This window comes from Streptomyces sp. NBC_00414 (genome assembly GCF_036038375.1).
Taxonomy (GTDB): Bacteria; Actinomycetota; Actinomycetes; order Streptomycetales; family Streptomycetaceae; genus Streptomyces.
The window spans coordinates 7,709,149-7,730,173 of the sequence record NZ_CP107935.1; the positions used below are offsets into that span (position 1 = coordinate 7,709,149).

General features: G+C 70.6%; 22 protein-coding genes. 18 read left to right on the top strand and 4 right to left on the bottom strand.

The window, feature by feature from the left end; genetic code table 11:
- Window positions 1–11 precede the first annotated feature (11 nt).
- From sufD to OHS59_RS33485, 6 genes are read left to right on the top strand one after another with little or no spacing between them, the layout of a single operon-like run.
- Window positions 12–1,190, top strand: a complete 1,179-nt coding sequence (gene sufD, locus OHS59_RS33460; RefSeq protein WP_328497080.1) for a Fe-S cluster assembly protein SufD — start codon at window positions 12–14, stop codon at window positions 1,188–1,190.
- Complete coding sequence (locus tag OHS59_RS33465; protein WP_328497081.1) at window positions 1,190–1,537, top strand: bifunctional 3-phenylpropionate/cinnamic acid dioxygenase ferredoxin subunit; 348 nt, start codon at window positions 1,190–1,192, stop codon at window positions 1,535–1,537. The genes sufD and OHS59_RS33465 overlap by 1 nt, the downstream gene beginning before the upstream one ends.
- Window positions 1,538–1,544: 7 nt before the next feature.
- Entirely contained in the window at window positions 1,545–2,309 is a 765-nt protein-coding gene (sufC, locus tag OHS59_RS33470; protein WP_328497082.1) for a Fe-S cluster assembly ATPase SufC, read from the top strand.
- Window positions 2,306–3,562 (top strand): cysteine desulfurase, encoded by a 1,257-nt coding sequence (locus OHS59_RS33475; protein WP_328497083.1) that lies wholly within the window; start codon window positions 2,306–2,308, stop codon window positions 3,560–3,562. The genes sufC and OHS59_RS33475 overlap by 4 nt, the downstream gene beginning before the upstream one ends.
- 15 nt (window positions 3,563–3,577) lie before the next feature.
- Window positions 3,578–4,045 (top strand): Fe-S cluster assembly sulfur transfer protein SufU, encoded by a 468-nt coding sequence (sufU, locus tag OHS59_RS33480; RefSeq protein WP_328497084.1) that lies wholly within the window; start codon window positions 3,578–3,580, stop codon window positions 4,043–4,045.
- Window positions 4,042–4,374 (top strand): metal-sulfur cluster assembly factor, encoded by a 333-nt coding sequence (locus OHS59_RS33485; protein WP_107017666.1) that lies wholly within the window; start codon window positions 4,042–4,044, stop codon window positions 4,372–4,374. Before sufU ends, OHS59_RS33485 begins: the two co-directional genes overlap by 4 nt.
- Window positions 4,375–4,505: 131 nt before the next feature.
- Here OHS59_RS33485 and OHS59_RS33490 read toward each other — a convergent pair whose 3' ends face one another.
- A complete protein-coding gene (locus OHS59_RS33490) occupies window positions 4,506–5,375 on the bottom strand; it encodes an AbfB domain-containing protein (protein WP_328497085.1) in 870 nt (289 codons plus the stop codon).
- 448 nt (window positions 5,376–5,823) lie between these two features.
- A complete protein-coding gene (locus OHS59_RS33495; protein WP_328497086.1) occupies window positions 5,824–7,626 on the bottom strand; it encodes a hypothetical protein in 1,803 nt (600 codons plus the stop codon).
- Between the two features lie 217 nt (window positions 7,627–7,843).
- Between OHS59_RS33495 and OHS59_RS33500 the strand changes: the two genes are divergently transcribed.
- The 5 genes from OHS59_RS33500 to OHS59_RS33520 all read left to right on the top strand — a co-directional run bounded on the left by OHS59_RS33500 (window position 7,844) and on the right by OHS59_RS33520 (window position 11,966).
- Window positions 7,844–8,164, top strand: a complete 321-nt coding sequence (locus OHS59_RS33500) for a DMT family transporter (protein WP_443061541.1) — start codon at window positions 7,844–7,846, stop codon at window positions 8,162–8,164.
- Window positions 8,164–8,703: a TetR/AcrR family transcriptional regulator gene (locus tag OHS59_RS33505; protein ID WP_328497088.1), complete on the top strand. Its 540-nt coding sequence runs from the start codon at window positions 8,164–8,166 to the stop codon at window positions 8,701–8,703. The genes OHS59_RS33500 and OHS59_RS33505 overlap by 1 nt, the downstream gene beginning before the upstream one ends.
- Window positions 8,704–8,791: 88 nt before the next feature.
- Window positions 8,792–9,781 carry a 2,3,4,5-tetrahydropyridine-2,6-dicarboxylate N-succinyltransferase gene (gene dapD / locus OHS59_RS33510; protein ID WP_328497089.1) on the top strand — a complete coding sequence of 330 codons (990 nt, stop codon included), beginning with the start codon at window positions 8,792–8,794 and terminating at the stop codon, window positions 9,779–9,781.
- 395 nt (window positions 9,782–10,176) lie between these two features.
- Window positions 10,177–10,746 carry a SigE family RNA polymerase sigma factor gene (locus tag OHS59_RS33515; protein ID WP_328499456.1) on the top strand — a complete coding sequence of 190 codons (570 nt, stop codon included), beginning with the start codon at window positions 10,177–10,179 and terminating at the stop codon, window positions 10,744–10,746.
- Window positions 10,743–11,966 carry a WD40 repeat domain-containing protein gene (locus tag OHS59_RS33520; RefSeq protein WP_328497090.1) on the top strand — a complete coding sequence of 408 codons (1,224 nt, stop codon included), beginning with the start codon at window positions 10,743–10,745 and terminating at the stop codon, window positions 11,964–11,966. Before OHS59_RS33515 ends, OHS59_RS33520 begins: the two co-directional genes overlap by 4 nt.
- On the opposite strand, the gene dapA is transcribed toward OHS59_RS33520, so the two are convergent.
- Window positions 11,963–12,919: a 4-hydroxy-tetrahydrodipicolinate synthase gene (gene dapA / locus OHS59_RS33525; protein WP_328497091.1), complete on the bottom strand. Its 957-nt coding sequence runs from the start codon at window positions 12,917–12,919 to the stop codon at window positions 11,963–11,965. The genes OHS59_RS33520 and dapA overlap by 4 nt on opposite strands.
- Before the next feature lie 175 nt (window positions 12,920–13,094).
- Between dapA and OHS59_RS33530 the strand changes: the two genes are divergently transcribed.
- The 7 genes from OHS59_RS33530 (at window position 13,095) to OHS59_RS33560 (ending at window position 18,898) form a co-directional block, all read left to right on the top strand.
- The gene (locus tag OHS59_RS33530; protein WP_328497092.1) at window positions 13,095–13,262 is read left to right on the top strand and encodes a hypothetical protein; all 168 of its coding nucleotides are present in this window, start codon (window positions 13,095–13,097) and stop codon (window positions 13,260–13,262) included.
- Window positions 13,259–13,939 (top strand): hypothetical protein, encoded by a 681-nt coding sequence (locus OHS59_RS33535; protein ID WP_328497093.1) that lies wholly within the window; start codon window positions 13,259–13,261, stop codon window positions 13,937–13,939. Before OHS59_RS33530 ends, OHS59_RS33535 begins: the two co-directional genes overlap by 4 nt.
- 56 nt (window positions 13,940–13,995) lie before the next feature.
- Window positions 13,996–14,409 (top strand): phage holin family protein, encoded by a 414-nt coding sequence (locus OHS59_RS33540; protein ID WP_328497094.1) that lies wholly within the window; start codon window positions 13,996–13,998, stop codon window positions 14,407–14,409.
- Window positions 14,406–14,903 carry a DUF3618 domain-containing protein gene (locus tag OHS59_RS33545; protein ID WP_328497095.1) on the top strand — a complete coding sequence of 166 codons (498 nt, stop codon included), beginning with the start codon at window positions 14,406–14,408 and terminating at the stop codon, window positions 14,901–14,903. Before OHS59_RS33540 ends, OHS59_RS33545 begins: the two co-directional genes overlap by 4 nt.
- Before the next feature lie 136 nt (window positions 14,904–15,039).
- Window positions 15,040–15,741, top strand: coding sequence for an antibiotic biosynthesis monooxygenase family protein (locus OHS59_RS33550; protein WP_328497096.1), 702 nt, complete (start codon window positions 15,040–15,042; stop codon window positions 15,739–15,741).
- A 268-nt stretch (window positions 15,742–16,009) separates the two neighbouring features.
- Window positions 16,010–17,668 (top strand): DHA2 family efflux MFS transporter permease subunit, encoded by a 1,659-nt coding sequence (locus tag OHS59_RS33555; protein ID WP_443061542.1) that lies wholly within the window; start codon window positions 16,010–16,012, stop codon window positions 17,666–17,668.
- Window positions 17,669–17,914: 246 nt separating this feature from the next.
- Window positions 17,915–18,898: an Lrp/AsnC family transcriptional regulator gene (locus OHS59_RS33560; RefSeq protein WP_328497098.1), complete on the top strand. Its 984-nt coding sequence runs from the start codon at window positions 17,915–17,917 to the stop codon at window positions 18,896–18,898.
- Window positions 18,899–19,003: 105 nt separating this feature from the next.
- On the opposite strand, the gene OHS59_RS33565 is transcribed toward OHS59_RS33560, so the two are convergent.
- Window positions 19,004–20,836, bottom strand: coding sequence for an endonuclease/exonuclease/phosphatase family protein (locus OHS59_RS33565; RefSeq protein ID WP_328497099.1), 1,833 nt, complete (start codon window positions 20,834–20,836; stop codon window positions 19,004–19,006).
- Window positions 20,837–21,025: the final 189 nt, after the last annotated feature.

The following is a 21,025-nucleotide window of genomic DNA, read 5'->3' on the forward strand; positions in this document are numbered from 1 at the left end:
GACCCACAGCCATGGCTGAGGCTCAGAACATCCCGGTGGGGTCAACCACCGCCGGCCAGATCGCGGTGGCCGCCGAGTCGACCGTCGCCACGCGCATGAGCGCGCCCCCGTCCTTCGACGTGGCGGACTTCCCCGTCCCCCACGGCCGTGAGGAGGAGTGGCGGTTCACGCCGCTGGAGCGGCTGCGCGGGCTGCACGACGGCACCGCGGTCGCCACCGGCGACGGCGTCAAGGTCGCCGTCGAGGCGCCCGAGGGCGTCGTCGTCGAGACCGTCGGCCGCGACGACAAGCGGCTCGGCCGGGCGACCCCGGTCGACCGCGTCGCCGCCCAGGCCTACTCGGCGTTCGAGAAGGCCGGTGTCGTCACCGTCCCCAAGGAGACGGTGCTCACCGAGCCGATCCGGATCGCCGTGCACGGCGAGGGCGGTGTCGCCTACGGCCACCAGGTCATCGAGCTGGAAGCCTTCGCCGAGGCCGTCGTCGTCATCGACCACACCGGTGACGCGGTGCTCGCCGCCAACGTCGACTACATCGTCGGCGACGGCGCCAAGCTCACCGTCGTCTCCGTCCAGGACTGGGACGACAAGGCCGTCCACGTCGGCCAGCACAACACGCTGATCGGCCGCGACGCCACCTTCAAGTCCTTCGTGGTCACCTTCGGCGGTGACCTCGTACGCCTCCACCCGCGGGTCGCCTACGCGGGCCCCGGCGGCGAGGCCGAGCTGTTCGGCCTGTACTTCACGGACGCCGGCCAGCACCAGGAGCACCGCCTCCTGGTCGACCACAACACCCCGCACTGCAAGTCGAACGTCGCCTACAAGGGCGCGCTCCAGGGCGAGGGCGCCCACGCGGTGTGGATCGGCGACGTCCTCATCGAGGCCACCGCCGAGGGCACGGACACCTACGAGATGAACCGGAACCTGGTTCTGACCGACGGTGCCCGGGTCGACTCCGTGCCGAACCTGGAGATCGAGACCGGCGAGATCGTCGGCGCCGGACACGCCTCGGCGACCGGCCGCTTCGACGACGAGCAGCTCTTCTACCTGATGGCCCGCGGCATCCCGGCCGACGAGGCCCGCCGTCTGGTGGTCCGCGGCTTCTTCGCCGAACTGGTCCAGCAGATCCGTGTCCCGGACATCCAGGAACGCCTTCTCGCCAGGATCGACGAGGAGCTGGAGGCGTCCGTCTGATGACTGCCGCCGACCGTGCTCAATACCTGCGGGCCTGTGGGCTGAGCGAGCTGGACGAGGACACCCCGAAGCGGGTGGAACTCGACGGCACGCCGGTCTCGGTCGTCCGCACCGAGGGCGAGGTGTTCGCGATCAACGACATCTGCTCGCACGCGAACGTCTCGCTCTCCGAGGGCGAGGTGGAGGACTGTCAGATCGAGTGCTGGCTGCACGGCTCCGCGTTCGACCTCAGAACCGGCAAGCCGTCCGGCCTTCCCGCGACGCGCCCCGTCCCCGTATACCCCGTAAAGATCGAAGGGGGCAGCGTCTTCGTCGACGTACGCGCCTCCCTCACCCAGGAGTCCTGAGGAACCCATGGCAACGCTTGAAATCCACGACCTGCACGTCACCGTCGAGGCCGACAACGCCACGAAGGAGATCCTCAAGGGCGTCGACCTCACCGTGAAGCAGGGCGAGACCCACGCCATCATGGGCCCGAACGGCTCCGGCAAGTCGACTCTCGCCTACTCGCTCGCGGGACACCCGAAGTACACGATCACCGGCGGCACCGTCACCCTCGACGGCGAGGACGTCCTGGAGATGTCCGTCGACGAGCGCGCCCGCGCGGGCCTGTTCCTGGCGATGCAGTACCCGGTCGAGGTGCCCGGTGTCTCCGTCTCCAACTTCCTGCGCACCTCCGCCACCGCGATCCGCGGCGAGGCCCCCAAGCTCCGCCTGTGGGTCAAGGAGGTCAAGGAGGCCATGCAGCGGCTGAACATGGACCCGGCCTTCGCCGAGCGCAACGTGAACGAGGGCTTCTCCGGCGGCGAGAAGAAGCGCCACGAGATCCTTCAGTTGGAGCTGCTCAAGCCGAAGATCGCGATCCTCGACGAGACCGACTCCGGCCTGGACGTCGACGCCCTGCGTGTCGTCTCCGAGGGCGTCAACCGCGTCCGTGAGAGCGGTGAGGTCGGCACCCTGCTGATCACGCACTACACGCGCATCCTGCGCTACATCAAGCCCGACCACGTGCACGTGTTCGCGAACGGCCGTATCGCCGAGTCCGGTGGCGCCGAGCTCGCCGACCAGCTCGAGGCCGAGGGCTACGACAAGTATGTGAAGGGTGGAACATCAGCGTGACACAGCTGTCGGGCCTCCTCGACACCGAGGCGATCCGCAAGGACTTCCCCATCCTGGACCGCCGGGTCCACGACGGTAAGAAGCTCGTGTACCTGGACAACGCGGCGACCTCGCAGAAGCCGCGCCAGGTACTGGACGCGCTCAGTGGCTACTACGAGAACTACAACGCCAACGTCCACCGCGGTGTGCATGTGCTCGCGGAGGAGGCCACGGCGCTGTACGAGGGCGCGCGCGACAAGGTCGCCGCGTTCGTCAACGCGCCGAGCCGCGACGAGGTGATCTTCACCAAGAACGCCTCGGAGTCGCTCAACCTCGTGGCCAACATGCTCGGCTGGGCCGACGAGCCCTACCGGGTCGACCACGAGACCGAGATCGTCATCACGGAGATGGAGCACCACTCCAACATCGTGCCGTGGCAGCTGCTCGCGCAGCGCACCGGCGCGAAGCTGAAGTGGTTCGGCCTCACCGACGACGGCCGGCTCGACCTGTCCAACATCGACGAGATCATCACGGAGAAGACGAAGATCGTCTCCTTCGTGCTGGTGTCGAACATCCTGGGCACGGTCAACCCGGTCGAGGCGATAGTGCGCCGTGCGCAGGAGGTCGGCGCGCTCGTCTGCATCGACGCCTCCCAGGCCGCCCCGCACATGCCGCTGGACGTACAGGCCCTCCAGGCCGACTTCGTGGCCTTCACCGGCCACAAGATGTGCGGCCCGACCGGCATCGGCGTCCTCTGGGGCCGCCAGGAGCTGCTGGAGGACCTGCCGCCGTTCCTGGGCGGCGGCGAGATGATCGAGACGGTGTCGATGCACTCGTCGACATACGCTCCCGCCCCGCACAAGTTCGAGGCGGGCACCCCGCCGATCGCCCAGGCGGTCGGTCTCGGTGCGGCGATCGACTACCTGAGCGCGATCGGCATGGACAAGATCCTCGCCCACGAGCACGCGCTCACCGAGTACGCGGTGAAGCGGTTCGCCGAGGTCCCGGGCCTGCGCATCATCGGCCCGACGACCGCCGAGGACCGCGGCGCGGCGATCTCGTTCACACTGGGTGACATCCACCCGCACGACGTGGGCCAGGTCCTCGACGAACAGGGCATCGCCGTCCGGGTCGGACACCACTGCGCACGGCCGGTCTGCCTGCGGTACGGAATTCCTGCGACCACACGAGCGTCGTTCTATCTGTACTCCACGCCGACCGAGATCGACGCTCTGGTCGACGGCCTGGAGCACGTACGGAACTTCTTCGGCTGAGGAGCTGGCTGAGTCGTGAAGCTTGATTCGATGTACCAGGAAGTCATCCTGGACCACTACAAGCACCCCCACGGGCGGGGCTTGCGGGATGGCGATGCCGAAGTGCACCACGTCAACCCGACGTGCGGCGACGAGATCACGCTGCGCGTGAAGTACGACGGCACGACGATCAGCGACGTCTCGTACGAGGGCCAGGGCTGCTCCATCAGCCAGGCCTCGGCCTCCGTGCTGAACGAGCTGCTCGTGGGCAGGAACCTGGCCGAGGCGCAGAAGATCCAGGAGACCTTCCTGGTGCTGATGCAGTCCAAGGGTCGTATCGAGCCGGACGACGCGATGGAGGAGGTCCTGGAGGACGCGGTCGCGTTCGCCGGGGTCTCCAAGTACCCGGCCCGCGTGAAGTGCGCGTTGCTGAGCTGGATGGCCTGGAAGGATGCGACGGCCCAGGCCCTGGGCGAGGCCGACGCCGAAAGGAAGACCGCATGAGCGAGACCATCGAGATGAAGCCGGCCTCCGAAGAGGAAGTCCGTGAGGCGCTGTACGACGTGGTCGACCCCGAGCTGGGTATCGACGTGGTCAACCTCGGGCTGATCTACGGTATCCACATCGACGACGCGAACATCGCGACGATCGACATGACCCTGACGTCGGCGGCGTGTCCGCTCACCGACGTCATCGAGGACCAGGCCAAGTCCGCCACGGACGGCATCGTGAACGAGCTCCGCATCAACTGGGTGTGGATGCCGCCGTGGGGCCCGGACAAGATCACGGACGACGGCCGTGACCAGCTTCGTGCGCTGGGCTTCAACGTCTGAGCACCCGCTGAGTTCTGTGTTTCCTGAGTACGTGTGCGGCCCCCGGCGATCGTGCCGGGGGCCGCGTTCGTGTGTTCGTGTCCGGTACTAGGCCTTGAGGGGCCCTGAGGGGCCCTGAGGGGCCCTGGGGCTCAGCCCAGGCCCTTGACCAGGCGGAACGCCGAGTCGGACCGGTAGAGGCGGCTGTTCTCGTACGGGTCGAGGCGGAGCCGGAAGTCGCGGTGGCGCAGGAAGCGGCCGCGGTAGTTGACGGACTCCAGCATGACGGCCTCGGAGAACGCCGACGGGCGCGGGCAGAACGTCGCGTCCTTCTCGAAGAGCTCGGAGCCGTTGTCGCGGTCGGCGCGCAGCCGGAACTGGGCGTGGCGCAGATAGCGGCCGTTGCCCAGGGAGAACGAGACGCAACTGGAGTCGGCGAGGCCGCGGACGAGCTTGAAGGACGCCTCCTGCCTGGTCCGGGAGGAGCTGTGCGCGTTCACCCGGTCGAGCCCCACGGAGTCGTGGCCGAGATGCCAGTAGCGGTCGGGGTAGTTCACCGCCTGGACGGACTTCCGCGAGGACGAGGGCTTGGACGCCGGAGGCTTGCCGCCGGACGCGGACTTCGACTTCGACGCCGACGGACTCGGCACGGGGTCGGCGCCGCCCCGCTGATCCGCGTCCGCGGGTGACGTGGAGCTGTCGGGGGTGGTCCCGGAGGGCGCGGGGGCGGCCAGACCGCTCTTCCCGCTGGGCGCGGTGGCGGCCGCGGGCGGGGCGGCCATCAGCGGTTCGTCCACCGCGGAGGTGTTCTCGGTCCGGTCCTTCGACGAGGTGTCACTGTCCTTGTCCAGCACGGTGACCGCGGTCACCGTGGAGGCGAGGACCGCCAGCAGGAGCGCTCCGGCCAGCCACAGCCTGCGCGTTCCGGGTATGGGGGACTGGTCCAGGGTCTCGCCCGTCTCCCACACCTTCGGGAGGTGCGCGGACGGGTCGGGAGCGGACTCGGTGTTTCTTTCGGGCATGCGCGGTTCCCCCCGGCGTCGCCGAAGGCGGACGCGGATCGGTCATGTGTCGTGCCACAAGGAGCAAGAGAAGCAAGCGGCGGCGGAGGTCGCGGGCACCCGGGACGGCCGTGGCCGGGGGATCCGTGTGCGCGACGAGGGGAACATTAGTGGAACTTGTGCGGGTCGGGTAAGCGTTCCTGAGAGCGGTTTCTTTTCCGAACTCGCGCTGGTCGCGGGCGAGTTGTTGCCGGGCTCCGGACCCGTCGGGCCGGGAAAGATAGTTCAAGGCTTAAGGATTCGAGATCAGGGCCCTGAGGAGGGGATGTCGGCGCCCGGGAGGGGGAGCCCGGGCGCCGAAGGGGAAGTTCCGGTACGGCCGGAAGATTTCCTCTCAGGGCCTAACGGGTCAGAGGCTGACGGATCGGAGGCAGGCGGGTCAGGGGCTGACCGGTCAGAGGCTGACGGGTCAAGGGTCGACCCGGCCGGTGCCGGCCGCTCCGAAGGCGGACAGGAGTGTGGCGATCCGTTCGCGGCTTCCGTCGTTCTGGACCGGGGCCGCCGTGAGGACGTCCAGGTGCTGGTAGCCGGGCAGGACGACCGGGTTCTCGTCCGCGGGGACGCGGTCCGCCAGGATGCCGTCCCCGGCGACGAAGGTGATCGCCGGACGGGCGGTCGGGCCCTCGGGGTGCGCCATGTGCCGGGCGATCCGCGGGTCGTCCACCAGGGAGAGGTCCGTGACGAGCTTCGTCGGGAAGTAGTCCTCGGTGAAGTCCAGCGGTTGCTCGGAGAGGCTGCGGGCCAGTTCCCCGATGTCCGAGACCTCCTTGGCGGCCGTGGTGAACGGCGTGCCGTCGGCCGAGCGGTGCACCGGGTCGTCCGGCGCGCCGATCCGGTCGAAGTCGCGCCAGGTGTAGAGGGGGCCGCCCGGCTCGTCCGGGATCGCCTTCAGCTCCGTACCGAACAGGGCGGGGGAGCCTTGTACGTCGTTCGAGACGGGGAAGTCCTTGTCGGCGAGGCGGCCGCCGTCGAAGAGGCCCACGCTGGTCTGGATGAAGGACAGCGGAGCCGAGTTGTCGTCCATGAAGGCGCCGAGGAGCGCTTCGTTGGTGAGCCGGAAGTCGCGGATCGTCGGCCTGCCGCTCAGGAAAACGGCTGCGTTCTTCGAGAACATCGTGCGGGTCGTCGTCTCGATGTTGGAGTTCGCCGGCAGGGAGCCCTGGAGCGTCGACTCGGCGCCGGGCGCGGTGCGGGCGGCCAGGCCGCTGATCGCGAGCAGGTTCATGATCTCCGGGTTGATCACCGCGGGGAGCGCCAGGAAGCGGGGCAGGGCGCCGGTGCGCAGACCGGCCTGCACGACGGTGTAGCCGAGGCCCGTCTCCGGGACCGTACCCGCGGGCAGTACGCCGCCGTTGAGCGTGCCCGAACCGCCGTTCAGGTCGTCGAGGTTCACGGCGATCGTGGTGTCCAGGGCGAAGTAGCCCGCGCACTGGTTGAAGCCGGCGTCCGCCTTCGTCGCGCTGTTCCCGTCGAAGTCCCAGGTGGAGAAGACGCCGGTGAGCACCCCGCCGAGCGAGTGCCCGCCGCACAGCACCTTCTCCTTGCGCAGCCGCTGGTCGGGCAGTTCGGCGGTCAGCAGGTCGTACTGGTCGCGGACTGTCTGTTCCAGGCCGACCTCGCCGAGCCAGCCCACCTGATCGCTGGTGAGGAAGCCGTCGAAGGCGCGGCCGTCGATCTTCCGGCCCTCGTAGTAGTAGCCGACGGCCCGGCTCACGCTGCCCGTGGCGATGCCGGCGTTGTCCTCCAGGCAGTTGGAGCGCCGGTCCAGCGCCCAGAACTCGATGTGCTCGCCCTTGTCGGCCGCCGCCCGCACCGTGTTGCGGGCCACGCTGTCGAAGGCGCCCGCGCCCTCCAGGATGCCGGGCTGGGCGACCAGGATCCGGTCGGCGTCGGCCGATTCCGGCGGTCCGTCCGAGGAGCGGTAACGCAGGTACGACAGCCGGTCGCAGCGGGCCGGGCGGCTCCCGGCGGAGGCGGGCAGCGGGATCCGCAGGGAGACCTGGGTCTCGGTGACGCCCGTGACCGGGGAGGCGGAGGACACCGGGGTCTCGGTGCGGGCCGTGTCGGCGGCGGCCGTGACCCCGTCGACGGGTGCTCCATCGGCGGGTGCCCCGCCGGCCGAGGGGGCCGCGGTCAGGGCGGCCACGGCGAGCGCCCCCGCGAGGAGGGGGCGCGGCCATCGGGCACGGCGAGGGGGGACTCCTGTGCTCATCGTTCTCTCCATCGGGGGGGGAAGGGGCAGGGGCAGGGGAGGTGACTCGGAGACGGTGTTCTGGAGTGCGTGCCGCACGGTACCTACCGGTAACTTCCTTGTGCCATACGGGAAATGAGCGAACGAGGGGTGCGTGCCGCGCAGATTTCCACAGGCGTTCCGTGGGACTGCCCCGTTCTGTGTACGGGCGTACGTATCGATGCGTACACTCGTACACATGGGATACGTGCTGCTCGCCGGAGCCATCGCCGCGGAAGTGGCCGCCACGACCGCCATGAAGTACAGCGACGGTTTCAGCAAGCTCTGGCCGTCGGTACTGACAGCCCTCGGCTATGTCGTCGCCTTCCTGCTGCTGGCGCAGACGCTCAAGACGGTGTCCGTCGGCACGGCGTACGCGATCTGGGCCGGGCTCGGCACGGCGGCCATCGTGGTGATCGGAGCGGTGTTCCTCGGGGAGGGGCTGAGCTTCACCAAGTTCGCCGGTATCGCGCTGATCATCGGCGGGGTCGTGGTGCTGAACCTGGGCGGAGCGCACTGATGGCCCGGCGTTACGACCCCGAACGGCGGCAGCGGATCATCGACGCGGCGATCCGGGTCGTGGCGGCCAAGGGCATCGCGGGGCTGAGCCATCGCTCGGTCGCGGCCGAGGCGGATGTGCCGCTCGGCTCGACGACGTACCACTTCAAGACCCTGGACGAGCTGCTGGTCGCGGCCTTGCGCCAGGCGAACGAGGGGTTCGCGAAGACGGTCGCCTCGCGCGAGGCGCTGCTCGGCTGTGGCACCGACCTCGCCGCCGAACTGGCCGGACTCGTCGGCGAATGGCTCACGGACGACCGCACAGGGGTGGAGGTGGAGTACGAGCTCTACCTCGCGGCGCTGCGGCGGCCGGCCCTGCGGCCCGTCGCCGACGAGTGCGGCCGGGACTTCGCCGACGTCCTCGCCCGCCGCACCGACCCGGTGACCGCGCGGGCGCTGGTCGCGCTGGTCGACGGCATCTGTCTGCAGGTACTGCTGACGGGGGCGCCGTACGACGAGGAGTACGCGCGGGAGGTGCTGGCGCGGGTGATCGGCTCCTGAGGGTCATCAGCACCCCGGGGTGATCGGCTCCTGAGACGGCGGGGGCGCTGGTTGGCCTGGGCGGGCTTCGCCAAGTTAGGTTTCTGCCATGACCGACACGACTGCTGTACGCACCACCGGCGCCGTCGCCGCCGGGCTCGCCACGATCGCCACCGACGGCACCGTCCTCGACACGTGGTTCCCGGCCCCCGAACTGGTCGCCGAGCCCGGCCCCTCCGGCTCCGAGCGGCTGCCCGCCGAACGCGCGGTGGAACTGCTCGGCGAAGGTGCCGTGAAAGCGATCGGCCCGGACGCCCGCCGGGGCGTCGAGGTGGTCGCGGTCCGCACGGTCATCGCCTCGCTCGACGAGAAGCCGGTCGACGCGCACGACGCGTACCTGCGTCTGCACCTGCTCTCGCACCGGCTGGTGAAGCCCCACGGGCAGAGCCTGGACGGGCTGTTCGCCCACCTCGCCAACGTCGCCTGGACCTCGCTCGGACCGGTGGCCGTGGACGACGTGGAGAAGGTCCGGCTGAACGCCCGCGCCGAGGGTCTCCACCTCGCTGTGACGTCCATCGACAAGTTCCCGCGCATGACGGACTACGTGGCGCCCAAGGGTGTCCGTATCGCCGACGCCGACCGGGTGCGCCTCGGGGCGCACCTCGCCGAGGGCACCACGGTCATGCACGAGGGCTTCGTGAACTTCAACGCCGGCACGCTCGGTACGTCGATGGTCGAGGGCCGGATCTCGGCCGGTGTCGTGGTCGGCGACGGGTCGGACATCGGTGGCGGTGCCTCCACCATGGGGACGCTGTCGGGTGGCGGCAACGTCCGGATCACCATCGGTGAGCGGTGCCTGATCGGTGCGGAGGCGGGTGTCGGTATCGCCCTCGGGGACGAGTGTGTGGTCGAGGCCGGGCTGTACGTCACCGCCGGGACGCGGGTGACGATGCCCGACGGGCAGATCGTCAAGGCGCGTGAGCTGTCCGGGGCCTCGAACATCCTCTTCCGTCGGAACTCGGTCACCGGGAAGGTGGAGGCTCGTCCGAACAACGCGGTGTGGGGTGGGCTGAACGAGGTTCTCCACAGTCACAACTGAGCTCGGTCGAGGTTCTTTCGAGGCTTTGCTGCAAGCGAGCGTCTTTCCGCCGGGGCGGGAGGGCGCTCGTTGCCGTGCGGGGGTTCGACGGGTGCGGGCGGCCGGGGCTGGGTGCGCGGTTCCCCGCGCCCCTGGGTGGGTGGGGGCCTGAGGTGTCCATCGATCGTGCGGGCGGTCGGGGTTGAGCGCGTAGTTCCTTGCGCTCCTGGAAACGGGGATGTGCCCCGGCTTTCGTGGTTTTGGGGGCGCGGGCAACCGCGCACCTGGTCATCGGCTGCCCGCACCTTACGACGGGCTGCGGGAATTCTCCGGCGGTCGAGGCATAGCGGGGGTTCGTCAGGGGCGTCAATACAGGTGGGAGCGGGGGAGACGCCCGCGGGGAAGAGACGGTGACGATGGATGCCCAGGGGCACGAGGCGTTCAGGGAGTTCGTGGAGAACAGGTCGTCGGCGCTGCTGAAGACCGCCGTGCTGCTCAGCGGCGGCGACCGGCACGCGGCCGAGGACCTGTTGCAGAACGCGTTGATCAAGGCCGCCGGACGATGGCGCCGGATCGACGAGCCGGAGGCGTACGTACGCCAGATCCTGTACCGGCAGCAGGTGAGCCGGTGGCGGCTGAAGTGGCGTCGGCGGGAGCTGACCGTCGCCGAGCCGCCCGAGACGACGGACGGAGCGGCGGCCGGGGCGGACGCCTCCTCCGCCACCGAACTGCGGGTCCTGATGCGCGGAGCGCTGGCGCGGCTCACCGCCCGGCAGCGGACCGTGCTCGTCCTGCGGTACTTCGAGGACCTGCCGGAGGCCGACGTGGCCCGGATCCTCGGCTGCTCGGTCGGGACCGTGAGGTCCACGACGCATCGCTCGCTCGCCAAACTGCGGGCCCTGTCACCGGAGTTGGCCCTACTCGGTCCGGCCGACGCCGAACAGGACCCGTCCCGCGACTTCTCGCCCGTGGAGGTACGTCCGTGAACGTCGACGAACTGGTGCGCGACACGCTCCGTGAGGCCGCGGCGGACACGGTGTCCGTCCCGGCGGGCTTCGCCGACCGGGTACTGGCCGGCAGGCGGCGGCGCCGGACCCGCAGGATCGTGGTCACCGCCGGCCTCACCGCCGCAGTGGTCGCCGTCGCGGTGGCCGTTCCGCTGCTCGACGGCGAGGACGAGGCACAGCCCGCGAGCCGGATGAACAACAGCGACATCATCGCCCACGCCGACCAGTCGCCCCCGAAGGACCTGATCGCGGCGGGGGACAGCGTGCTGGCCGCGTTCTACGTCAGCAAGACCGTCAAGCAGGACAACGGGGACACCCTGCGCACCCCCACCTACGGACTGCTGAACCAGAAGACCGGCAAGTACGAGAAGACCAGGAAGTGGGCCTTCCTGGACGTCGCCCCCGGTTCGCGCACCGCCGCCGTGCTGGAGCAGGAGCTGCCGGCCAAGCGCATCGGACTGCTCGACCTGATCACCGGCAAGGTGGACCGCTGGATCCCGGTCGACCACGGCGTCGGCGGCGTCGCCTTCTCGCCCGACGGCAAGAAGCTGGTCGCGACCACGTACTCGCAGAACCCCGACCGCTACTCGTTGGACCACCCGCAGATCGTCAACGGCAAGAAGCAGCCGGGGCCCGTCGACAGCAGGACCGGGTTCTCCGTCGTGGACCTGGCTTCCGGCAAGTCCGACTGGAGCGAAGTACCCCTGCCGAAGGACGAGTTCGGCTGGCCGGCCGTGAACGCTCGGGAGGACTTCGAGTGGAGCCATGACGGCTCGCTGGTCTACACGCACCTCATGTCGAAGCCCTTCCGTCAGTACTACGACCTGAAGGGCGACGAGACCGCCGCGCCCGCCAACGAGAAGCACCTCACCTACCCCGAGGCAGGGCTCTCGCCGGACGGGAAGCTCGCGGCCGGGGACTTCGCCGGAGACGGCAAGGAGATCTCTGTCGCGGTCGACGACGCGATGACCGGGAAGCGCGTCACCAAGCTGCCGGCGCAGCAGCTCCTCGCCTGGGCCGACAACAAGCGGCTCATCGCCTGGGGCTGCGATCCCAAGAAGTGCTCCGGCAAGGGCGAGTTCCGCAATCAGCTGCTGCTGGTGACCATCGGCACGAACAAGGTCGTGCCGCTCAGCGACTTCCGCAAGGCGAGCGACGACTATCCCGGCCGGTGGAACCCGATCTTCAGCACGCGTTAGCGCGTACCGGCCGGCGCGGCGTACGCCGCCAGTTCCTCGTACGCCGCCAGCAGCCCGTCGACCGTCCCACGGCCGGCGGGCCGCAGCGGTGCCCGGACCGGGCCGGCCGGCAGGCCCAGCGCGCCCAGCAGGGCCTTCGTCGTGACCGTGCCGGGCAGTCCGGACGCCATCATCAACTCCGTCAGGGGGACGGTGAGTCGCTGGAGGCGGGCCGCCTCGTCCGTGTCGCCGCCGTCGAACGCGTCGAGGATCGACCGGAAGTGACGTGGGGTCACATTGGCCACCGTGCTGATGTATCCGGCACCACCGATCGCGTACAGCGCCAGTACGTACTCGTCGCAGCCCGTGTAGTACGCCAGCTCCGTCCCGGCCAGCACCTTCTGGGTGCCGAGCAGGTCGTAGGCGCAGTCCTTCACCGCCACGATCCGGGGGTGCTCGGCGAGCCGCAGCATCGTCTCCGGTTCGATACGGGTACCGGTGCGGCCCGGGATGTCGTACAGCGCGAGCGGCAGTCCGGAGGCGTCCGCGATCGCCCGGAAATGCGCCTCGACGGCGTCCTGAGGCGGCCTGCTGTAGTACGGCGTGACGACCAACAGGCCGTCCGCGCCGGCCTTTTCGGCCTCAAGCGCGAGATCGGCGGAGTGGCGGGTGTCGGCTGTCCCGATACCCGCGACGACCGAGGCGCGGTCCCCGACGGCCTCGGCCACCGCCCGCACCAGCGCGGACTTCTCGGCGTCCGTCGTGGTCGGTGACTCCCCGGTGGTCCCGGACAGCACCAGTCCGTCGCAGCCCTCGGAGACCAGCCGCTCGGCCAGCCGTTGGGCGCCGTCCAGGTCGAGCAGTCCCTCGTCGGTGAAGGGCGTGACCATCGCGCAGAGGGAGCGGCCGAAGGGGCGGGGGCGGGGACGGAGATGGGGCTGAGGGCGGGTGTACGGGGGTGAGGTCGTGGTCATGAACGTAGTCTCGGCCCGCCGACGTGGAAGCTCCACTTAATTCTCCTACGCCTTATTCGTAAGAAGTGCTACCGGAACACTCGCCGGGGGCGCTCTAGGAACTCGCCCCGGTTTGCGTCACCATGGCGAGGACTGCAGTCGGTGATATCGGTGATGATCGGTCACGGGAGGCGTTATGAGGCTCGGCAAGGCGCTCGCCACCGGAGTCGCGCAGGAGCGGCCGCACGGGACGGACGAAGAACCTCGGCCCGGCGGAGAAGCCGGAGAGGTCCTGGGGCCCGAGGCGCCGGTGGCCGCCGAGGAGCCGGTGCCCGTGGCCGAAGAGGTTCCGGTCGCGCGATGAGGGTGCGGCTCCCCGAGGAACGTCCGGCGGAGCCGCCGACCGGATTCAAGATCGCCCACCCGATGCTGTCCCAGGACGGCGGCCGGGCCGGGTTCACCGGTGTGTCGCTCGGCGGCGCGCTGCCGTACGGGGTCCTCGACGAGGCGCGCTGCGTCTACGGTCTGCGGCACCGCACACCGCACCGCCGTTGCGACTGCGGCTTCCACTGCGTGCACGACCGCCCGGCGGCCGAGGCGATGCTGAGCACCGCCGAGCACCGGTCTGCCGTACTCCTCGAAGTGACGGTCCTCGGCGCGTACATCCGTTTCGAACTCGGTTTCCGGTACGCGCGACAGCGGGTGCGCGCCGCCACGGTCGGCCCCTGCGCGTGCGGTGCCGCCGCCGTCGCGCTGGCCGACGCCGGCTGGGGCAGGCCAGGCTGGCGGGGCCTGGCCGCCTCCTGCGCCGGATGCGTACGGGGCCGTACGGCCGTGTCCCTGGCGGCCTTCGCCCGGCTGGGCGGGCAGGGGCTGCGCGTGCGGGCCGGGGACGGCGCCGCGGAGCCGGCCGGTGCCGGACCGCCCGAAGGGCTCGGTGTGTCCGAGCTCGTCGCCGAGGCCGCGCTTCTGCAGGCCAGGCTCGACTGGTTCCAGAGCCAGCTGGCCCGGCTCGGCGAGGGAGGTCCCGGGAAGGGGTAGTGGTGGCGCAGCCGGGTACCCGGGCCTTCCCCCCGGACGAAAGGAGGCGCGACACCATGACCGGGATCACGGACCGGCGGCCGGACGAGCATCATTCGGTGGGTGAGCTCGTCGGGCAGGCTACCGAACAACTGTCCGAACTCGTACGACAGGAAATGCAGCTCGCGAAACAGGAGCTGACCGAGAAGGGGCGGCGCGCGGGGCGCGGCGGCGGGCTGCTCGGCGCGGCCGGCGCCGTCGCCTACGTGGGGCTGATGGCCCTTGCGGCGACCGGTGTCGCCGCACTCTCCCTGGTGCTGCCCGTGTGGGCGGCGGCGCTCATCGTCACCGCCGTGCTCTTCGTGATCGCGGCCGTGCTGGCGAAGACCGGCCGTACGCAACTGGGCCGGGCCACGCCGCCGATGCCTGAGAAGACGCTCGACAGCGTCCGGGCCGATGTCGACGAGATCAAGGAAAGGGCGCACCGATGAAGGACGCGAATGATCCGGTGGAGATCGGCGGGGCTTCGCACGAGCCCGCCGCCGGGGCCGAGGGGCCGGAGGAGCTGCGCCGCCGGATCGAGCAGACGCGCAATCAACTCGGCGAAACGGTCGAGGAGCTGGCGGCGAAGGCCGACGTACGGGGCCGTGCGCGGGCCCGGGGTGCCGAGCTGAAGGACAAGGCGTCCGAGGCCGGTCACACCGTCCAGGGCAAGGCGGCTCAGGCCGGCCACGTCGTACAGGACAAGGCCACCGAGGCGGGCCACGTCGTGCAGGACAAGGCGGTGCAGGCCGGCCATGTGGTGCAGGACAAGGCGGCCCGGGCGGGCCATGTCGTCCAGGAACGGGTGCCTCAGCCGGTGCGCAACGCCGCGACCGCGGTCGTCCAGGCCGGACTGCGCAACCCCAAGCCCGTACTGATCGCCGGGGTCGGAGCGGTGGTCGCGGTCGGACTGCTGCGGCGGCGCCACAACGGCCACCGCTGAGAGGGGCACGGCCGGGGACTCTCCTGATCCGCCGCGCTGCGCCGGGGCGGGCTTGACCTGAAGTCTGGTCGAGGTCGGAGGGTGGGTGTCGCCGGCGCTGAGCAGCAGCGTTGCGCGGCGATCCCCGGAGGCTGTGATGACCCGTCGTACCGATGTGCACCCTGAACTGGACCGCCCCGGGGTCGGCGCCCCGTTCTTCAGTACGTGGCGGGTGGGGACCCCCGACCGGCAGCGGGCGACCGTCGAGTCGATCGCCGCCACCTGGGAGAAGCGGCCCTGGCCGGCCGAGGGGCTGCTCGGGTACTACGTCCACACCGGGAACGACGGCACGACCCTGCTGCACCAGTCGCAGTGGAGGAGCGAGCAGGACCACGAGGCGTTCGTGAAGGTCCACCGGCAGGAGCGGGTGGACGAGATCGACGTGGCCGTGCCCGGCATCGAGCGGGTCGGACTCGACCGGTACCGGAGGTATCGCAGCGGCGTCCGGCCCTCGGAGACCCGGGTGCCCGGCTGCGTCGTGATCGTCGAGATCGAGTTCGAAGGGGCGGACCCCGAGCGGCAACGGGCCTGGGTGGACGCGGTGTTCGAGGCGCTGGAGAGCGAGCCGAACCCGCATCCCGGTGGGATCTCCGCCCACTTCCACCTGAGCACCGACGGCACGAAGGTCCTCAACTACGCCGAGTGGGAGAGCGCCGAGGCGCACCTGGAGGCGATGGGCGCGCCCGGCGACGGGGTGGGGTCACGTACGCCGCAGTGGGAGCGCGTACAGAGGTATCCCGGGCTGAAGCGGTCCGTAGTGAGCCGGTACTCGTACGCCCTCGGTCTCGTTCCCGGCTGAGCGTGATCGCTCCGCTTGGGGCCTGGGACGCGTCCGCGGTTCGGTGGGGGCTTGTCGCGCCGTTCCCCGCGCCCCTGAAGGACCCCGACGAGGCCCTGAGGGGCCCCAGTCGGGCGCTCAGGTTGTGTCTCGGAAATCCTGCTCCGATGCGGTCTCGATGTCGGATTTCCGGGGCCGCGGGGTCGTGGCTGGCCCCGCTTCGGTGGTGAGGGTGAAGGTGGCGCCGAAACAGCCGACCGCGGCGTGTGGCGCCGCAAGGGGGAGTTCCGTGAACGTCACCACTACCGAGAGCGTCCCGCAGGGCAGGCGGGCCGCCACGCTCGTCATGGCCTGTGTGGGCGTGTTCGTCGCCTATCTGCCGGTGACCACCGTCTCGGTGAGCCTGCCGGCCATCCAGCGGGCGATGCATGCCTCGACCGCCCAACTGGCCTGGGTGTCCGACGCGTTCGTCCTGCCCATGGCCGCCCTCATCCTCACCGCCGGAGTCGTCGGTGACGTCCACGGCCGCAAGAAGGTGTTCCAGGCGGGCCTGGCCTTCTGCGCCGCGGGCGCCGCCGTGGCACTGTCCGCCCAGTCGATCGAGGTCCTCTGGATCGGCCAGGCCCTCGCGGGCCTCGGCGCGGCGGCGCTGCTGCCCACGACCCTCGCACTGATCAGCCATGTCGTCCCGGACCCCCGGGAGCGCGGCAAGTTCATCGGCCTGTGGGCGATGTCCCTGCTGTCGGCCCTGGCGCTCGGCCCGATCATCGCCGGGGTCATCCTCGAACACTTCGCCTGGCGGTGGATCTACCTGCTGGCGGTCCCCGCCTCGCTCGTCGCCATGGCCTGCGCGGCCCGGCTGCTGACCGACTCCCGCGCCGCCGGTTCGCGCCGGCTGGACTGGCCCGGCCAGATCACCGCCGCCCTGGCGATCACCGCGCTCGTCTACGGGGTCATCGAGGGCGGCGCCGAGTCCTTCTCGGACCCGAAGGTGCTGGTGGCCCTGTGCACGGCCGTCGTCGGCGCGGTCGCCTTCGTCCTCGTGGAGCGGCGCAGCGACAGCCCGATGCTGGACCTGAAGCTGTTCCGCAGCGCGGCCTTCAGCGCCACCACCCTGGTCGCCATGATCAGCTTCCTGGGCCTGATCGGGTTCTTCTTCGCCCTCAGCCTCTACTTCGGCATGGTCCAGCAGCTCAGCACCCTGGAAGCGGGTTTCCGGCTGGTGACGGTCAGCCTGATGGCCATCCTGGTGGGAGCGCCGGTCGGCCGCCTGATGCACCGGGTCTCGGCACGTGTCCTGATCACCGGCGGCCTGCTCGTCAGCGCGGGCGCCCTGCTGTCCCTCACCACGATCGACGCCGACACCTCGTACGTCTCGCTGGTCTGGCGGCTGGCGCTGCTGGGCCTCGGCATGGGACTGGTCATCACGCCCATGACCGCCACCGCGGTCGCCTCCGTGCCGCATCACCTGGCCGGTATGGCGGCCGCCGGGAACAACGCCTTCCGGCAGGTCGGCGGCGCGCTCGGACCGGCCGTCCTGGGTGCCCTGCTCACCAGCCGGGCCACCGACTCCCTGTCCGGGCACCTCGCCGAGGCGGGTCTGACGGGGGCGCAGCGGCAGAGCGTCGTCTCGGCCGTGGACGAGGGCGGTCTCGGCGCGGTCGCGCGGATGGATCTGGGTCCGGCCCAGGGCCGCGCGCTGGGCGCGCTGTCCGAGGCGTTCCTCGACGGCCTCCACCTGTGCCTGATCGTGTCCGCGGTCCTGACGCTGCTCGCCGCCGCGGTCGCCGCGATTCTGCTGCGCGCGCCCCGGCAGGCGCGGACGGTGATGGCAGGGTCCGGTGCCGGTGCCGGTGCCGACGCCGGATCCGGTCCGGGTTCCGATGGCGCCGAGGCACCTCCGCGGCGCGGGGCCGTGGCGGCCGGGCGCGAATTCGACCGCCGGTGACGATGAACCCCCGGAGATGATCCGGCGTCTTACCCGGTGCCCTCCGTGGGGACGGGACGGGCGCCGGTGCGAGGCCCGGGTCCGGGAACACACTCCTGGACCCGGGCCTCACTGCCCGCCCGGCACACGGGCAGCCTCCCCGGGGCCTCGATACGATGATCGCCAGGAGCCCGCGCGGCCCGGAGCCCGGCGTCCGTGGCCCGGCGTCCGGGTCGGCCCTCATTCGAGAAGAGCGGAAGCGCGCCCGTGGAGTCCCGCACGACCGACCCCCTCGACCCTCTCGACCTGAAGCTGCTGCAGGCGCTCCAGCTGGACGGCCGTGCCCCGTTCAGCCGGCTCGCGGAGGTGCTCGGAGTCTCCGACCAGACCGTCGCACGGCGCTACCGGCGCCTGCGCACCACGGTCCGCCTGCGCGTGCTCGGCATGACCGACGAGAGCCGGCTCGGCAGGCAGAGCTGGGTCGTCCGGCTGCGCTGCACGCCCGACGCGGCGGAACAACTGGCCGGCGCCCTGGCCCGGCGCCCCGACACCTCGTACATCGGGCTGTTCTCGGGCGGTACCGAGCTGATGTGTGCGATGAAGCCGCGATCGAGTCAGGAACGGGACGAGCTGCTCTTCGACCGGCTGCCGCGCACCCCGCGTGTCATCTCGGTCAGCGCGCACTGCCTGCTGCACTCCTTCTACGGCGGTCCGCTCGGCTGGCTCAACAAGATGCGGGCCCTCGATCCCGAGGAGGAGGCCGCCCTGACCCCGTCGCCCGTCAGCACATCCACCGTTCCCGTCACCCTGGACGCCGAGGACGAGGCGCTGCTCGCCGTGCTCCGGCGCGACGGCCGGACCCCCCTCACCGAACTCCAGACGCGCACCGGGCAGACGGAGTCGGTCGTCAAACGGCGTCTGGACCGGCTGCGCTCCTGCGGGGTCCTCTACTTCGACGTACAGAACGACCGAGCGTCCCTGGGGCAGGCCACCGACGCGATGCTCTGGCTCACGGTGGCCCCCTCCGCCCTCGACACGGTCGGGCGCGCTCTCGCGGGGCATCCCGAGGTCGGCTTCGCCGCCGCCGTCACCGGCCAGGCAAACATCGTCGCCGCCGTCCTCTGCCGCGACACCGGCGCCCTCTACACGTACCTGAGTGAGCGGATCGGGGGCCTCGACGGGGTCCAGGCGGTGGAGACCGTCCTCACTCTGCGGCAGGTCAAACAGCTCACCTACGAACCCGGCCGCTGACAGCCTCCTGCGCCGGGGGCGGACACGACCGAGCCCGGCCCCCCTGACATCGGGGCCGGGCTCGGCGGCGTACGGCCGCGGTGACTTCGGACGGGACCGAAGCGGCTACGGGCGGAAGCGCAGCACCTGCGGGTCGTGGTCGCTGATCTGGTCGGAGAACTCCGAGTTGATGTGCACGCTGTCGTAGGCGAAGCCGCCGCCCTTGCGGATCGACGGGCTGATCAGGATCTGGTCGAGGACCTGGCTGTTGCCCTGGTAGTCGTAGCTGTAACGCTCGCTCCTCGGCAGGGACTTGACGGCCGACCAGAGGGCGCCGTCGGCCTCCAGGAGCTTCGTCGTCGTCGAGAACTCGAAGTCGTTGATGTCGCCGAGCGTGACGACGTCCGCGTTCCGCTGCTTCGCCAGGATGTCCTTGACGAAGGCGTTCACCGCGCTCGCCTGGAGGTGGCGCTGCGTCTCCGAGCCGCGCGCCGGCGGCTGGAACTGCGAGTGCAGCGACTGGTCGCCGCCCTTCGACGCGAAGTGGTTCGCGATCACGAAGACCGACTCGCCGCGGAAGGCGAACTCGCCCGCGAGCGGCTTGCGGCTGTTCGTCCAGGCCGCGTTCGCCGGGTCGATACGGCCGGGGGAGGCCGTCAGTCGCGCCTTGCCGTGCACCTTCGTGACACCGACGGCGGTGGTGGCGTCGCCGCCCGCGCGGTCGACGAAGGAGACGCGGGCCGGGTTGTAGAGGAACGCCTGCCGGATGTTGCCGCCCGGCTCACCGCCGTCCGCGAGGTCCACCGGGTCGATGGACCGCCACTCGTAGGCGGGCCCGCCGGCGGCGACGATCGCGTCGGTCAGCTTCTTCATCGTCAGGTCGGCGGCGACCGTACCGTCGTTCGTCGCGCCGTTGTCGTCCTGGATCTCCTCCAGGGACACGATGTCGGGCGACTGCAGGTGGTCCACGATCGCTGCCGCGTGGGCGGCGAACGTACCGTCCGACGGGTCCAGGTTCTCGACGTTGTACGTGGCGACCGCCAGCTCGGAACGCGTCTGCGCGCGGGTCGTCTCGCGCTCCAGGCCGCCGGCCTCGACCGTGCCGATGGTGCGGGCGGTCAGCGTGTAGCCGCCGAACTGGTTGTAGTCGAGCGGGCCCTCGGTGGTGCCCTTCAGGGTGTCGCCGACGTTCGCCGTCGGGAACGGCTGGGTGGCGGTCGGTATCAGCGACTGGATCTGCAGCCGGCCGGTGTTCTGCGAGGAGTACGCGCCGTAGACGGTGCCGCCGCGCCGGTTCGGGTTCTCGTGCGGCTCGACCGTCACCCACAGCTCGGAGAACGGGTCGGTCGCGGTGACCACGCGCGACGAGCCGATCGCGACGTTCATGCCCTCAAGGGACTCGTAGTAGTCCAGGGCGTACTTCTTCGGCCGCAGGGTGAGCCCGTTGACCGAGCCGCCCGCCGCCGTGTCGCTCTCGGGCGCGTACGCGGCGGGCACGGAACGGCTGTTGACTACGGAGGCGGCGGGCAGCGCGTTGCCGCTCGACACCACCGTCACCGTCGGCCGGGTGATCTCGGTGACCGACTGGTTGCCGGTCGAGGCACCGCCCGGGACGAACTCCGTGACCGTGCCCGAGACGGTGACCGAGTCCCCGGCGGCGACCTTCGGCGTGGAGCTGGTGAAGACGAAGACGCCCTCACTGGTGGCCGGGTCGTCGTCCGCGGACGGGCCCTGGATCCAGAAACCGCGGGACGAACCATAGGTGCGTACGCCCGTGACGACACCGGCCACGTCCGTGACCTGCTGACCCGCGAGCGGGGACGTCCGGGTGGAGCCCTGGATGTCGTGGACGGCCACGGCATCGGCGTGGGCGGGCGTGGTGAGGACCACCGAGGAGACCGTGGAACAGACGGCGGCGACGGTGAGCGCGGCGATACGTGCGGAAGACTTGCTCGGCAACGAAATCCCTCCGGGGACGTGCGTGGGCGCCGGGACGAGGGTGGGGCAGGGGTGGGACGAGATGGGGAACAAGGGTGGGGCTGGGTGTGGCACGAGGGTGGGACGAGATGGGGAACAAGGGTGGAACGAGGGTGCGGCGCGAGTGAGATCTACGCGCGTCAATCTCGTGTCTGGCCACGGCACTTGTCA

What these genes read in the sequence shown, in the direction of transcription:
- OHS59_RS33535 (WP_328497093.1), top strand. Translation starts at nt 13,259, where the DNA reads ATGAGGGTGCGGCTCCCCGAGGAACGTCCGGCGGAGCCGCCGACCGGA.
- OHS59_RS33540 (WP_328497094.1), top strand. Translation starts at nt 13,996, where the DNA reads ATGACCGGGATCACGGACCGGCGGCCGGACGAGCATCATTCGGTGGGT.
- OHS59_RS33505 (WP_328497088.1), top strand. Translation starts at nt 8,164, where the DNA reads ATGGCCCGGCGTTACGACCCCGAACGGCGGCAGCGGATCATCGACGCG.
- dapD (WP_328497089.1), top strand. Translation starts at nt 8,792, where the DNA reads ATGACCGACACGACTGCTGTACGCACCACCGGCGCCGTCGCCGCCGGG.
- OHS59_RS33490 (WP_328497085.1), bottom strand. Translation starts at nt 5,375, where the DNA reads ATGCCCGAAAGAAACACCGAGTCCGCTCCCGACCCGTCCGCGCACCTC.
- OHS59_RS33515 (WP_328499456.1), top strand. Translation starts at nt 10,177, where the DNA reads ATGGATGCCCAGGGGCACGAGGCGTTCAGGGAGTTCGTGGAGAACAGG.
- OHS59_RS33550 (WP_328497096.1), top strand. Translation starts at nt 15,040, where the DNA reads ATGACCCGTCGTACCGATGTGCACCCTGAACTGGACCGCCCCGGGGTC.
- OHS59_RS33545 (WP_328497095.1), top strand. Translation starts at nt 14,406, where the DNA reads ATGAAGGACGCGAATGATCCGGTGGAGATCGGCGGGGCTTCGCACGAG.
- OHS59_RS33485 (WP_107017666.1), top strand. Translation starts at nt 4,042, where the DNA reads ATGAGCGAGACCATCGAGATGAAGCCGGCCTCCGAAGAGGAAGTCCGT.
- OHS59_RS33465 (WP_328497081.1), top strand. Translation starts at nt 1,190, where the DNA reads ATGACTGCCGCCGACCGTGCTCAATACCTGCGGGCCTGTGGGCTGAGC.
- sufC (WP_328497082.1), top strand. Translation starts at nt 1,545, where the DNA reads ATGGCAACGCTTGAAATCCACGACCTGCACGTCACCGTCGAGGCCGAC.
- OHS59_RS33495 (WP_328497086.1), bottom strand. Translation starts at nt 7,626, where the DNA reads ATGAGCACAGGAGTCCCCCCTCGCCGTGCCCGATGGCCGCGCCCCCTC.
- OHS59_RS33500 (WP_443061541.1), top strand. Translation starts at nt 7,844, where the DNA reads ATGGGATACGTGCTGCTCGCCGGAGCCATCGCCGCGGAAGTGGCCGCC.
- OHS59_RS33530 (WP_328497092.1), top strand. Translation starts at nt 13,095, where the DNA reads ATGAGGCTCGGCAAGGCGCTCGCCACCGGAGTCGCGCAGGAGCGGCCG.
- dapA (WP_328497091.1), bottom strand. Translation starts at nt 12,919, where the DNA reads ATGACCACGACCTCACCCCCGTACACCCGCCCTCAGCCCCATCTCCGT.
- sufD (WP_328497080.1), top strand. Translation starts at nt 12, where the DNA reads ATGGCTGAGGCTCAGAACATCCCGGTGGGGTCAACCACCGCCGGCCAG.